General features: G+C 64.2%; 11 protein-coding genes. 3 read left to right on the plus strand and 8 right to left on the minus strand.

Translation table 11 applies throughout. From position 1 onward, the window contains the following. Positions 1–255: 255 nt before the first annotated feature. Positions 256–477 carry a hypothetical protein gene (locus ACKAMS_RS31135; protein WP_003946391.1) on the plus strand — a complete coding sequence of 74 codons (222 nt, stop codon included), beginning with the start codon at positions 256–258 and terminating at the stop codon, positions 475–477. A 78-nt stretch (positions 478–555) separates the two neighbouring features. On the opposite strand, the gene purH is transcribed toward ACKAMS_RS31135, so the two are convergent. The 4 genes from purH to ACKAMS_RS31155 all read right to left on the minus strand — a co-directional run bounded on the left by purH (position 556) and on the right by ACKAMS_RS31155 (position 5,561). Further along, on the minus strand, positions 556–2,115 hold the full coding sequence (purH, locus tag ACKAMS_RS31140; protein ID WP_003946407.1) for a bifunctional phosphoribosylaminoimidazolecarboxamide formyltransferase/IMP cyclohydrolase: 1,560 nt from the start codon (positions 2,113–2,115) through the stop codon (positions 556–558). Beyond that, the gene (purN, locus tag ACKAMS_RS31145) at positions 2,108–2,827 is read right to left on the minus strand and encodes a phosphoribosylglycinamide formyltransferase (RefSeq protein ID WP_019744749.1); all 720 of its coding nucleotides are present in this window, start codon (positions 2,825–2,827) and stop codon (positions 2,108–2,110) included. Before purN ends, purH begins: the two co-directional genes overlap by 8 nt. Positions 2,828–2,833: 6 nt before the next feature. Further along, positions 2,834–4,378 carry a DUF6350 family protein gene (locus ACKAMS_RS31150; RefSeq protein WP_408989991.1) on the minus strand — a complete coding sequence of 515 codons (1,545 nt, stop codon included), beginning with the start codon at positions 4,376–4,378 and terminating at the stop codon, positions 2,834–2,836. A 121-nt stretch (positions 4,379–4,499) separates the two neighbouring features. Next, positions 4,500–5,561, minus strand: coding sequence for a DUF5336 domain-containing protein (locus tag ACKAMS_RS31155; protein ID WP_408989992.1), 1,062 nt, complete (start codon positions 5,559–5,561; stop codon positions 4,500–4,502). Positions 5,562–5,647: 86 nt separating this feature from the next. Between ACKAMS_RS31155 and ACKAMS_RS31160 the strand changes: the two genes are divergently transcribed. Beyond that, a complete protein-coding gene (locus ACKAMS_RS31160; RefSeq protein ID WP_047888486.1) occupies positions 5,648–6,283 on the plus strand; it encodes a YigZ family protein in 636 nt (211 codons plus the stop codon). 42 nt (positions 6,284–6,325) lie between these two features. On the opposite strand, the gene sucD is transcribed toward ACKAMS_RS31160, so the two are convergent. The 3 genes from sucD to ACKAMS_RS31175 all read right to left on the minus strand — a co-directional run bounded on the left by sucD (position 6,326) and on the right by ACKAMS_RS31175 (position 10,434). After that, positions 6,326–7,228 (minus strand): succinate--CoA ligase subunit alpha, encoded by a 903-nt coding sequence (gene sucD, locus ACKAMS_RS31165; RefSeq protein WP_003946432.1) that lies wholly within the window; start codon positions 7,226–7,228, stop codon positions 6,326–6,328. Positions 7,229–7,243: 15 nt separating this feature from the next. Next, entirely contained in the window at positions 7,244–8,413 is a 1,170-nt protein-coding gene (gene sucC / locus ACKAMS_RS31170; RefSeq protein ID WP_019744753.1) for an ADP-forming succinate--CoA ligase subunit beta, read from the minus strand. 179 nt (positions 8,414–8,592) lie between these two features. Continuing rightward, positions 8,593–10,434, minus strand: a complete 1,842-nt coding sequence (locus ACKAMS_RS31175; protein WP_408989993.1) for a hypothetical protein — start codon at positions 10,432–10,434, stop codon at positions 8,593–8,595. Positions 10,435–10,666: 232 nt separating this feature from the next. Here ACKAMS_RS31175 and ACKAMS_RS31180 point away from each other — a divergent pair, with 232 nt between their 5' ends. Next, positions 10,667–11,689, plus strand: a complete 1,023-nt coding sequence (locus tag ACKAMS_RS31180; RefSeq protein WP_020970357.1) for a M23 family metallopeptidase — start codon at positions 10,667–10,669, stop codon at positions 11,687–11,689. Between the two features lie 79 nt (positions 11,690–11,768). On the opposite strand, the gene ACKAMS_RS31185 is transcribed toward ACKAMS_RS31180, so the two are convergent. Beyond that, positions 11,769–13,002 (minus strand): 3'-5' exonuclease (locus ACKAMS_RS31185; protein ID WP_408989994.1); only part of this gene is annotated, 1,234 nt, incomplete at its 5' end.

The raw sequence follows: 13,002 nt of genomic DNA on the forward strand, positions 1-13,002 counted from the left end.
ATCCATTAACCAGCAACGCCACACAGAAAGGAACGGACGTCATGTCGCTACACCCGAACTTTGCATCCGTACCTTCGTGGCGCAGCTGCACCGCAGGCAAGCACATTTTTTCGGCCGCAATGTCGGCCAAGCACATGGGCAACAAGCGCGGTGTACCCCGAGAATGATCCCCAGTTTCACCGGATTCGTTCTCGGGCACCCAGGGCAAACGCCTCGGGTGCCTTTTCTTTTACCTTTCACACGCAGGAGCACCAGATGAAACTTCGAGTCAACCAACTGTCCATCGCGCCGCCGTATGTCGATCTGCCCGGTGACCTCACCGGATACGCCGTCACCCTGGATCTTTCGCACTCCGATGCTGCCCACGAAGCCACCCTCGGCGCACTGATCAGCGAGATCCGCAGTCGCGGAGCCTCACGCGTGGTCATCACCGGCTCACCCCGCGAACTCCAGGGCACCCACAGCAGCGCAGCCTGAAAGAACCGGGCCGGCCTGAATGCAGAACGGGCCCCGAACTCCCGTTGAGGAGTCGAGGCCCGCTACCGAAGCAGAAAGTCAGTGCGCGAAGTGGCGCGCACCGGTCAGATAAAGAGTGACACCGGCTTCCTTGGCCGCGGCAATCACCTCGTTGTCGCGAACCGAACCACCCGGCTGCACAACAGCCTTGACGCCGGCGTTGAGAAGAACCTGCAGACCGTCGGGGAACGGGAAGAACGCGTCCGAGGCCGCAACCGAACCTACGACGCGGTCACCGGCTCGCTGAACAGCAAGATGCGCTGCATCGACGCGGTTGACCTGGCCCATACCGACGCCGACGGACGCGCCGCCGGAGGCCAGCAGGATCGCGTTTGACTTCACCGATCGGCTGGCGCGCCAAGCAAATTCGAGGTCAGCGAGAGTCTCGGCATCTGCAGCCTCACCGTTGGCGAGAGTCCAGTTGGCCGGGTTGTCGCCGTCAGCGTCCAGAACGTCGCGCTGCTGGAGCAAGGTACCGCCAGAGATCGGACGCAGTTCGATTCCGGTAGCGGTCGGAGCCGCAGCCTTCAGAACACGAATGTTCTTCTTACGCTGCAGAACCTCGACAGCCCCGTCTTCGTACGAGGGCGCGATGACAACCTCGGTGAAGATATCGGCGATCTGCTCTGCCAGTTCGACGGTGACCTCACGGTTGGCTGCGATGACACCACCGAAAGCACTGACCGGATCGCAAGCATGCGCCTTGCGGTGAGCGTCGGCAATGTCGGTGCCGATGGCGATGCCACACGGGTTGGCGTGCTTGATGATTGCGACGGCCGGATCAGTGAAGTCGTACGCTGCACGCCACGCTGCGTCGGAGTCCGTGTAGTTGTTGTACGACATCTCCTTGCCGTGCAACTGCTCCGCCTGAGCCAAACCTGCAGGCGCAGCCGGGTTTTCGTACAACGCAGCGTCCTGGTGCGGGTTCTCGCCGTAGCGAAGGACAGCGCTGCGGTTCCAGGTAGCACCGACCCAGGCCGGGAACAGCGAACCGTCCTCGTCAGCTGCGATCGTGCTCGTCATCCAGCTTGCAACAGCGACGTCGTACGACGCAGTGTGCTGGAACGCCTGCGCCGCAAGCACAGTGCGCTCACGCAAGGTGAATCCGCCACCGGCAACGGCAGTCAGGACATCGGCGTACCGAGCCGGATCGACCACGACGGCAACCGACGGATGGTTCTTGGCTGCAGCACGCACCATCGACGGGCCACCGATGTCGATCTGCTCGACGCACTCGTCCGGGCTAGCGCCCGAGGCAACCGTCTCGGTGAAGGGGTACAGGTTCACGACGACCAATTCGAAGGTCGCGATGCCGAGTTCCTCGAGCTGAGCGAGGTGATCCGGCTTGCGGGTATCGGCGAGAACGCCGGCATGGACGCGCGGATGCAGCGTCTTCACGCGGCCTTCGAGGCATTCCGGGAATCCGGTCAGAGCCTCGACCGGCGTCACGGGGATTCCGGCGTCGGCAATCTTCGACGCGGTCGAACCGGTCGAGACCAACTCGACACCGGCCTCGTGCAGGCCCGTGGCCAGCTCGATCAGACCACTCTTGTCGTAGACGCTGACAAGTGCACGGCGCACAGCCTTGCGTTCACTCACTGGGGATCACGGCCTTTCGTCCATCGGAAACCACTCCGCGCGTAGCAACAGCGGCGATGACGTCCGCCAACAACCGTCGCTCCACAATTTTGATGCGTTCATGCAACGAAGACTCGGTGTCGTCGTCATGCACCGGCACAGCTTCCTGCGCCAAGATCGGCCCGGTATCAACTCCGCCGTCGACGAGATGCACCGTGGAACCGGTGACCTTCACGCCGTACGCCAGAGCGTCGGGAACCGCGTGCGCGCCGGGAAAGGCAGGCAGCAACGCGGGATGAGTGTTGATGATTCGGCCGCCGAAACGCGCGAGAAAGCTGGGGCCGAGGATTTTCATGAAGCCTGCACTGACCACGAGATCGGGTTCGTGCTCGGCCACCGCTGCTGTCAGCGCCTCGTCCCATGCGGCACGATTTTCATAAGTCTTGATCGAGACTTTGAAGGACGGGATCTTCGAATCCGCAGCGTGCTCGGCGGCGAGGCAATCACGATCTACCCCGACGGCAACGATCTCGGCCGGGTATCCCTCGGCGTGCGAAGCCTCGATCAGCGAAGTCAGCAGGGTTCCCGCGCCGGAAGCGAGTACGACTACCCGCGCGATCGAGTCGCGAAATTGGACCCCGTCGGGCATTGTCGGCTGCGGATTGTCGGCCGAGGCAGTCAGCGCACTACTCCTGAGAACTGGAAGATGATGCGGCCGGAGTATCGGCCGCATGACAGCCTAGTCGCTGGACTTCTGCGGCTTCGAGGGCAGGTCGGTCTCCGGCTCGGCCCCGGCTGGGGAGTCGGCTGTGGGGTCCGCCTCGGGTGCCGCGACAACCTCGGCGTCGACTACTTCGATCTCGACGGTTTCCTCTGTCACTACCTGCACGGGTTCGCCTGATTCCTCGACGATTTCCGCTTCGACGACCTTGGTGACAACGACCGCAGATTCCTGGGCCAGCACTTCGCCCGTGTTCTCGTCGTCCTCGTCTTCCGGTGTGGCCGCAGCCGTGATCGCAAGTTCGGGCTCGACTGTTCGAGCCGGTTCAGCCGTCGGGGGCGCAACCTCGTCCTTCATGTGTCCGCGGTGTGAGAACCACATCGCGAACAGCGCCGAGACGGTTCCGAACAATCCCAGCCACGCAAAAGTCAGAAGACCGAAGCCCCACCACAGGACCTCGACGGTGCCGAACTGCCCGAGGTCTCCCCCGGCAGCAAGAGCGAGCAGCGCCATGACGACGCCGGCACCGGCAGCTGCCGTCAGCACTGCGAGCACACTGTCCTGCCCGGCGATGCGTCGAGCGCAATCACGGCCGAGCATCATGCCCACCGCTGCCGGAACGATCAACAACACGGGCCAGATTCCACCGGCGACGCCTTCCGGAATCGCTCCGAGAAGGGGCAAGGGTGGCAGGTCACCGCCGATGTTGCCGAACACGCTGATGGAGACATTGCCGAAATCGGCCGTCGATCCCGTCATCACCGCGGCTGCGCCGACCACGAGGTTCGGCAGGTAGAGCAGCGACAACACCGTCAATCCCAGTACGCCGACAAACCCGTTGCCGCGCGCGAGTAGGTCACCGACCGTCGACCACGACACGAGTAGTGACACCACGACGGCCACGGCGCCCGCAGCCAACAGCGCTGCCGACGCAGCCGTTGCCGGTCGAACAGCAGCAGATGCCCACGGCGGAATCTCGGCGACGACCCGATCCCAGTGCGCAGCAGCAACACCGACGGACGCGGCGATCAGGTGAATCCCGGCGACCCAGCCGAAAGCAGCCAACGTGTTGGGGCTAGACAGCGGAATGGCTGCGGAGGCGTCGGCAACCACGGCGAGAGCGATTGCCGTGATAGTCAACGGTCCGGCTACCGCTGCCCCCACCAGGCGGAGGGTGTCGTCACGGGAGTCGGTGTGCACCGCAGTCGACGCGCATCGGCGTGCAACCACCCACATAATGACGGCCGTCGGAAGCAATGGCAGTACACCGAGTTGGACGCCGCTGATAGTCGCCGGCACCTGGTGGATGACCAACCATGTGGTGGCAATGGCGCCGAAGGTTCCGGTCAGGTCGCTGCTCGCCGATACCAAGGTGACCACAACGACAGCCGCGATCAGCAGCATCGTCAGACCCGACGGCCGGAAGGCGACCGTCAGCAGCTTGCGCGCCAGGTCCGGGTTCGGTGCCGGGCGACCGCCGCCGACGCGGCCGCCGCCAGTACGACCACGTCCGGGTCGTGAGGACGCGGGACGGGACCGGGTGCCATCAATCAAAGAACTCATCCCCTCGAGGGTTTCACTCGATAGTGCGCCGCGCACTCAGGCGCGCCGTCGGGCTCACGGAATGTGGCCTCCACCCGCAGCGGGTCGGAGGCCACATTCATGTTCGTGAAACGAAGTAGTACTACTGCTGACGCTCGTCGGGGTTCTGGGAGCCGAAGACCTTGGTCTCGGCCGCGGAATCGCTGCTGCCCTGATCAGGCTCAGCAGACGGCGTCGGTGCCTCGAAAGTGGGCGGCTCGAAGCCCGTCGGCTGCTCGGTCGAGCCAGTCTGCTGGTTGTACGGCTGGCCGTAACCGCGCGGAGCGGTGAACTGATCCGACGAGTAACTCGGGTTCGGCTGACTCGCGGGCTGCGAGGTCAGCGGATAGTAAGACGACGTCGTCGCGGCCGAGTCGGTCTGTGCGGGATTCTGCACCGGGTTCTGACCGTAGGGAGACGCAGTCTGGCCGTAAGGCGGCTGCGAAGCAGTCGGGTCGGCGGGGGCGGCGTGCGCTCCCCCGTATCCCTGCTGCTGCGCCTGCCCGTACTGCGGGTTCTGCTGGTACTGGCCCGGCTGCTGAGCCTGCTGCGGCTGGCCGTACTGAGCCTGTCCGTATCCCTGTGGCTGACCTGGCGCCTGCCCCGGCGCCTGGCCCGGCGCCTGGCCCTGGGGCTGGCCATAGCCCTGCGGCTGACCGTACTGCTGAGCTACCGGACGCGGCGCGGGAGCCTTCAGGATTCCGATCTCGAACAACAACGCGGCGACTGCGACGACCGTCTGCACGAACGAGAGGATCAGCACGATGATCAGACCCCAACCGAGGCTGATGTCGACGTAGTCGCTGGTACCTACGGAGAACGCGGCGAACACCAAAGCGAAGAAACCCGTGAGGGTGAGCGCTGCGGCAATGCCTGCATACGACTGCTTCGGGAGGAGCGATACGCCTGCGACCACACCGCCGGCGAAAACGAATCCGAGGCCGTAGATGCTCGACTCGAAGAAGCTCGAACTGGTGTCCAGACCGCTACCGATGCCGCTGCTGCTTCCACTGATCGACGTGAAAGGCGCAAAACCGAGTAGGAAATTGATCAGGCCGAGTGCCGCGACGGCGATGAGCAGGATGAATCCGAGATTCTTGGTTCCACCGCCCGCTGCCGGCTGATTCGGTGGCCCGAAGCTGGGCCCTTGCGGCGTGAACGTCATGACTTCTCCTCGTAGACGGTCTTCGATGGTTACCAGCGTATGTGTCTCGACTTCGCACGCTAACACCGACAGGAGACAATGGGCAGATGCCCTTCACCCTCGCGCCCGGCGCCGACCATGTCGTCGAAACCGAGGTGAAGCACTCACGATTCATCGCCGCGCTTCGCCGGATCGACGACGCCGAGGCCGCCACGGAGTTCGTCGCGGAGCAGAAGTCGCTGTATCCCGATGCGCGCCATCATTGTTCGGCTTTCGTGATCGGATACGAAGCGAACTCACGCGTCGAGCGTGCACACGACGACGGCGAACCAGGCGGGACAGCTGGGGTGCCGATGCTTCAGGTTCTCAAGTCTCGAGATCTGGTCGATGTGATTGTTGTCGTCACGCGCTACTTCGGCGGAATCAAGCTCGGCGCCGGTGGATTGGTCCGCGCGTATTCGGGAGCCGTCTCGGTTGCTCTCGATTCGGCCGAGCTTGTGGCCAGGGAGAGGAGGATCCTGCGCACTTTGGCGATCCGGCACTCAGAGGCCGGTCGGGTGGAAGCGGAGCTGAGAGCGCGGGGCGTCTCGGTGCTCGGAACTGCGTATGGATCGAAGGCGGTGATGACGCTCGCCGCCGGTGACGCCGACGATCTCGACTCGATCGTCGCATCCATCACATCCGGTGCCGGGCAGTTGGAACCTGCCGGGTCGATGTGGGTCGATACCACTGTGCGTGGTTAAGGAGTCCGGAGACTCCCTAACCACGCACGGGGGCGAAGCCCCTTACAGGGACTGAAGAATCTCGCGAGCGAGAGCAGCAGTGGCGGACGGCGTCTTGCCGACCTTCACGCCTGCAGCTTCGAGAGCCTCCTGCTTTGCCTGAGCCGTTCCCGAGGAACCGGAGACGATGGCGCCTGCGTGGCCCATGGTCTTGCCTTCGGGAGCGGTGAAGCCAGCCACGTAGCCGACGACCGGCTTGGTGACGTTGGCCTTGATGTAATCGGCTGCACGCTCTTCCGCGTCGCCACCGATTTCACCGATCATCACGATGACCTTGGTCTCGGGATCCTTCTCGAACGCCTCGATGGCGTCGATGTGGGTGGTTCCGATGACCGGGTCGCCGCCGATGCCGATGGCGGTGGAGAAGCCGAAGTCACGGAGTTCGTACATCATCTGGTAGGTCAGGGTGCCCGACTTGGAGACCAGGCCGATGGGGCCGGTGCCTGCAATGTTGGCGGGCGTGATGCCGACGAGGGCCTCACCCGGGGTGATGATGCCGGGGCAGTTCGGTCCGATGATGCGCGTCTTCTTGCCCTTGGACTCGTTGTACGCCCAAGCGTAAGCGGAGTCCTGAACCGGGATGCCCTCGGTGATGACCACGAGGAGCGGGATCTCCGCGTCGATGGCCTCGACGATGGCGTCCTTCGAGAAGGCCGGGGGAACGAATGCGATGGAGACGTCTGCGCCGGTCTCCTTGATTGCCTCTTCGACCGTCGCGAAGACGGGGAGCTCGACAGGGGAACCGTCAGCAGCAACGTGCGAGACCGTGGTGCCGGCCTTGCGAGCGTTGACGCCGCCGACGACCTGGGTGCCGGCCTTGAGCATCAGAGCGGTGTGCTTGGTGCCCTCGCCGCCGGTGATGCCCTGGACGATGACCTTTGAATCCTTGGTGAGGAAGATTGCCATTGTTCTGTGAGTCCCTTACTTCGCTGCGTGAGCGAGTTCGGCGGCCTTGTCGGCGGCCTCGTCCATGGTTGCGACGACCGTGACCAGCGGGTGGTTGGCCTCGGCGAGGATGCGACGACCCTCTTCGACGTTGTTTCCGTCCAGGCGAACGACGAGCGGCTTGTTGGCCTCGTCGCCCAGGGTCTTCAGTGCGCCGACGATGCCGTTGGCAACTGCGTCACACGCGGTGATGCCGCCGAAGACGTTGACGAACACGCTCTTGACCTGTGCGTCGTTCAGGATGACGTCGAGGCCGGCAGCCATGACTGCAGCGGAAGCTCCGCCGCCGATGTCGAGGAAGTTGGCGGGCTTGACGCCACCGTGGTTCTCGCCGGCGTATGCGACGACGTCCAGGGTGGACATGACCAGGCCTGCGCCGTTGCCGATGATTCCGACCTCACCGTCGAGCTTGACGTAGTTGAGGTCGTTTTCCTTGGCCTTGAGCTCGAGGGGATCGGTAGCGTCGCGATCCTCGAATGCCTCGTGGCCGGGCTGACGGAACGCTGCGTTCTCGTCGAGGGTGACCTTGCCGTCGAGGGCGAGGATCTGATCGTCAGGCGTACGAACGAGGGGGTTGACCTCGACGAGGAGTGCGTCCTCGTTGATGAAGACCTCCCACAGCTTCTGGATCGTGACGGCCGCTGCGTCGAGCACTTCTGCGGGCAGCTTTCCTGCCTCGGCGATGCTGCGCGCGAACGCGAGGTCGACGCCCTTGACTGCGTCGACGGGGATCTTGGCGAGAGCGTCGGGGTTCTCCTCGGCGGTGACCTCGATCTCGACGCCACCCTCTACCGAGCACATGGCCAGGTAGGTGCGGTTGGTGCGGTCGAGCAGGAAGGAGATGTAGTACTCCTCGGCAATGTCACTTGCCTCTGCGACCAGCAGCTTCTTGACGACATGGCCCTTGATGTCCAGGCCCAGGATTGCCTCGGCGTTTGCCACTGCGGCATCCACGTCGGGCGAGTACTTGACGCCACCGGCCTTGCCGCGGCCGCCTACCTTGACCTGTGCCTTCACCATCACGGGCTTACCGATTTCTTCGGCAATCTCGCGTGCGCCGGCGACTGTGTCTGTAACACGTCCAGCCGAAGTCGGCACTCCGTGCTTGGCGAAGAGTTCCTTCGCCTGGTATTCGAAGAGATCCATCTGCTCACCGTCTCGTCTGCGTTGTCACCCGCTCGAGGGGTAGGAGCGGGTCTGTTCTGGACTTTAACCAGTTGCCGCGTTCGGTTTGCGCCCGCACTGATGCTATGTGGCCCAAGTCACGCGCAAATGCGCAATGAGGCACGCCTCACCGATCGAGCAAGGTGGCCACACCGAATTTGTCAAGCATCAGTCTCACTGATTCTTGCGCTCGAGAACGCTGCAACGAGAAGCAACACTATGCCCGTGGCCGCTGTGATCGCACCCACCCCCACGGTTGCGTCCGATATGCGCGATGACGTGAGCGGCCACTCACTGACGTACACCAGAGCTGCCACGGCAGATCCAATCAGCAATGCCGCGCCTCGAGCCGGTCGCGCAGACGCTGCGATCACAGCGGCGATCACGACGGTGACGCCGACGAGCAGTTGCCCCCAGACGTCAATTCCCCACGGCCACTCCAGAACTGACGCCGCTGTGTAGGCGTCACCCCGATAGAGGGGAAGCGCGGTCCCGATCAGGACTGCGACTGCGCCGATCCCACCGACGAGAAGCACCAGCCCTCTCGAACCGCCGTCTACCGACGTGTCGACGTCTTCACGTTCTGCGCTTCCCGCCAGCCAGACGAGCAGTCCCGTCGCCGCAGCAAGGAGAGCCGCGCCACAAAGCACGAAGGCGCCGGCACCTAACCCGACGCCTGGTACGTCCGTGGCGATGACCGCCGACTGCATGACAGCCGCGACGCCCATCACGACGGTGGTCCACAGCACTCCGACGGCCGGACGCACCACGGCGGCGTGGCCCGGGGCAAACAGGCCCAGCGCGGCGAGGAGCAATACGGCAGCGGCGAGCAGGACAACTCGAGACGACAGCATCGACGGCTCCGGGATTCCATCCGGCAACGACAGGACAGGCAAAGCCGAGCCGACGCCCGCAACAGCCGCAGTGATGATTGCGGCGGTACCGGCGACGCGGTGAAGTCTGTCGACCCGCGCTTGCGCCGCCCGGGACTGAGCCACCATCGCTGCTTTGAGCGCACCCTTTGTTGTCTTCGCAGGTGCGCGGACCACACTTTCAGCGGGAATCGCATCCGTTTCACGCCTGGATGCGAGGTAAGGCGCTGAAACTCCGATCACGACGATGACCACGGCGGCCAGTGCCCCGACCACGGATCCCGAACCGACGCCGATCCGATCGCCGGCCGCGAACCCAGCCATCACCCTGGTTCCACTGACTGCGAGTGCGCCGAGGCCGACACCGATCAGGGCGCCGCAGCCCACCGGCAGCGAGATGGACGTCAACGCCGCCGCGACCACAACGAGCACCGCGACGCCGAGCAATCCTGTACCGACGGCGGTGGCCGACGCCGAGTCGACGAGCGGTTTGACCAGAAAGATCGGATCCTGCGAACTGAAGGACGGCCCGAACAGGGAGAGCACGAACACCACAGCAGCCAGAATCAGCAGCGCTGTCGGCCACGCGCCGATCCGTCCGCCAACCGATCGCCCGTCGAATTCCGCGGCGCGAGCGCTGCCGTATCCGTCCCGTTCCGATTCACGATGGACGGCGACAAGTCCGAGCACCCCGGACAGGACAAGAAGGCAGTGTCCCGCGAGCGCGAGATAAGCGCCAGGACCCGCATCGATCGAACCCGCCGAAATCGGACGGAAAAGGTCCAAGCGGTTTGCATCGATTGCGTCGACGAACAACTGGACGTCGAGAATTGCCGCTCCGAGCGACACCGCCCCGATACCGGCCAGGAGTCCACCGGCCAAGGCGGGCCTGCGGCCCGAGGTGAGCACTGCAACCAACGGCACGATGATCGTGCAGACGGCCGCGAAGAGAGCGGCAGAAGCAAGAGCCCCCGTCGTGTCGACCCCGCGGCCACTCCCGACTCCGACGACGGGACTGGCCGCCACTCCGACGGCACCGAGCAGTCCGATTACCGCCGCTAGTGGCGCCCCGGACTTCACTCCGGGGTCGTCGAAACGCGCCTGCGACGTAGTTCCAGGTGTTGTGGACACTCGATCGACGGTAGTGCCTGAATGGACCGGTGATCCGGTTGTGACACGCGTGATCACGAAACGAGATGATTCGTCCGTTTTGCCCGTATCGACATATTCCCAGGTCAAACTGTGAGGCACGTCACATAATCGGACAGGTTTCCGCTACGGCTTGCGCCCATCGCAATCATTTCGTTACCGTCAGTCGGTCTAAGTCACGGGCTGATCACGAACTCGAGGAGAGAACCGGCATATGCATCACCGCAGCCAGTTCACCGCTAGTAGGTTCTCGAACTCAGCTCCAGACGAGGTCACGACCACTTATCCAACGCACTCGGCCAGGCGTTACACCGAGACCAAAAGTTCTGAGATCTCTACCGATATGTTCACTCGAAATTCATCCTCCACGTCGTCAGATTCCGACTCTCACGAGTTCGTCGAGTCCGACGTGATCAGCACCCCCACTTACGCCTCTTCCGCACCGACAGTCGATGTCGAATCTCCGGTTCGCCGCAGCGGTGCTCACCGACTCCCCACCCCTCCCTCTGCTCTCAAGGGCCGCGCCGCCGTTCTGGCAGTTGCAGCCGGCGCAGTTGTCGCCGCGGGCCAGGCAGTTGTCAACGACGGTTCCTCTTCCGCCGCCGACCACTCGGAAGTTGCACTCGCCAACGAGTCCTCCGCGATCGGCACCACCGCAGAACCGCAGGCCGCTCAGTTCGCTCCGGCCACCTCCACGGCAGCCACCACCGAGGCCGACGCTCCCCAGGTCCTCAACGTCGCAGCACCGACCGACCTCTCCCAGTTCAGCAACCTGCTTGCCAAGGGCCAGCGTTTCAGTGACGAGCGCGCAGCACGCGAAGCAGCTGCCCGTCGCCCGCTGTTCGTCCTGCCGGCAGTCGGCACGTTCACGTCCAACTTCGGCACCCGCTGGGGCACCCTGCACGCCGGCGTCGACATCGCCGCCCCGATCGGGACGCCCATCGTCGCAGTCGCCGACGGCAAGGTCATCGATTCAGGTCCGGCTTCCGGATTCGGCATGTGGGTACGCCTACAGCACGCAGACGGAACGATCACCGTCTACGGCCACATCGACACGTCCACCGTCACCGTCGGTCAGCAGGTCATGGCCGGCGACCAGATCGCCACTGTCGGCAACCGCGGCTTCTCCACCGGCCCGCACCTTCACTTCGAGGTTCACCTCGCCGGCGAGAACAAGATCGACCCCCTCCCTTGGCTCGCATCACGCGGCATCAGCCTCGGTATCGAGCAGGACTGACCGCAAGCCCAACGCTTCTGACAAAAAACTTCCGGCCCGCACCTTTCCAGGTACGGGCCGGAAGTTTTTTGTCTGTCTTCTACAGCTTGACCATCGGCACACCGCCGATGAGCATCAACCGCACCTTGCCCGCGCTACCGAAGTCGATGGTGACCGTCGCGGTGGGTCCGGTGCCCTTGGTTTCCAACACGGTGCCCAGACCGTACTTGTCGTGACTGACGCGGTCACCCGTGGCAAGGACCAGAACGTTGTTGCGGCCACGCGCGGCACCGAAACTGGGAGTCGACGCAGCCTTGCCGGACCCTCCCCCGTAGTTCTGCCCGCCACCGTATCCCTGGCCGCCCTGGCTGCCGTATCGGCTTCCGCTGCCGTAACCCGGCCTGCCGCTTCCGAATCCACCACCGGTGCCCGGATCCTCACGGCGCCAATTGATCAGGTCCTCCGGGATCTCCTGGATGAACCGCGACGCCGGGTTCTGGATCGGTTGTCCCCAAGCCGAACGCATGATCGCGCGCGTCAGGTACAGGCGCTGCCTGGCGCGGGTGATGCCGACGTAAGCGAGTCGACGCTCTTCGGACAGCTCTGCCGGATCACCGAGGGCGCGCATGTGCGGGAACTGCCCGTCCTCCCAACCGGTGACGAAGACGACCGGGAACTCGAGGCCCTTGGCGGTGTGAAGCGTCATCATCGTGACGACGCCGTCGTCGGAGTCCGGCAGTTGATCGGCGTCGGCGACAAGTGATACCCGTTCGAGGAAGGCGGCGAGCGAACCCGGATCGGGTTCGCCTTCACGCATTGCTGCGGTTTCCTCGTCGTCCGGATCGATCAGTCCGGCCGCGTTTCGTGCGTCGGAGCTGAATTCTCTTGCCACGCTGACAAGTTCATTCAAGTTGTCGAGTCGCGCGCCGTCCTGTGGATCGCTGCTGGCCGCAAGCTCGGCGCGGTAGCCGGTTCGCTCGAGCACTGCCTCGGCGACCTCACCGATGTCACCGAGTTCGAAGGGTTCGTCCTCGTCGGCGGCCGGTGTAGGCAGCAGGGCCCGCAGCCCGTCCATCATCTCGAGGAACGACGCGATGGCCTTCTGTGACCGCGTATTGAGCAGCGCCACTTTGCCTTCCGCGCCGTCGCGCAGTGCGGCGGCGAAGCTGATGTTGCGATGCTCGGAGTGCACAGCGACGCAGGCTTCGGCTCGATCACCGATACCGCGTCGTGGCGTGTTGAGAATGCGTCGCAGGCTCACGGTGTCGTCTTCGTTGGCGAGGACGCGCAGATACGCGACGATGTCCCGAACTTCCTTGCGCTCGTAGAAGCGA

The organism is Rhodococcus sp. 5A-K4, from assembly GCF_046097995.1.
Classification (GTDB): domain Bacteria; phylum Actinomycetota; class Actinomycetes; order Mycobacteriales; family Mycobacteriaceae; genus Rhodococcus_F; species Rhodococcus_F erythropolis.

Excerpts from the sequence above, each read along its gene's own strand:
- ACKAMS_RS31135 (WP_003946391.1), top strand. The coding sequence starts at position 256 with ATGAAACTTCGAGTCAACCAACTGTCCATCGCGCCGCCGTATGTCGAT.
- purN (WP_019744749.1), bottom strand. The coding sequence starts at position 2,827 with ATGCGGCCGATACTCCGGCCGCATCATCTTCCAGTTCTCAGGAGTAGT.
- ACKAMS_RS31155 (WP_408989992.1), bottom strand. The coding sequence starts at position 5,561 with ATGACGTTCACGCCGCAAGGGCCCAGCTTCGGGCCACCGAATCAGCCG.
- sucC (WP_019744753.1), bottom strand. The coding sequence starts at position 8,413 with ATGGATCTCTTCGAATACCAGGCGAAGGAACTCTTCGCCAAGCACGGA.
- ACKAMS_RS31160 (WP_047888486.1), top strand. The coding sequence starts at position 5,648 with ATGCCCTTCACCCTCGCGCCCGGCGCCGACCATGTCGTCGAAACCGAG.
- ACKAMS_RS31150 (WP_408989991.1), bottom strand. The coding sequence starts at position 4,378 with ATGAGTTCTTTGATTGATGGCACCCGGTCCCGTCCCGCGTCCTCACGA.
- ACKAMS_RS31180 (WP_020970357.1), top strand. The coding sequence starts at position 10,667 with ATGCATCACCGCAGCCAGTTCACCGCTAGTAGGTTCTCGAACTCAGCT.
- sucD (WP_003946432.1), bottom strand. The coding sequence starts at position 7,228 with ATGGCAATCTTCCTCACCAAGGATTCAAAGGTCATCGTCCAGGGCATC.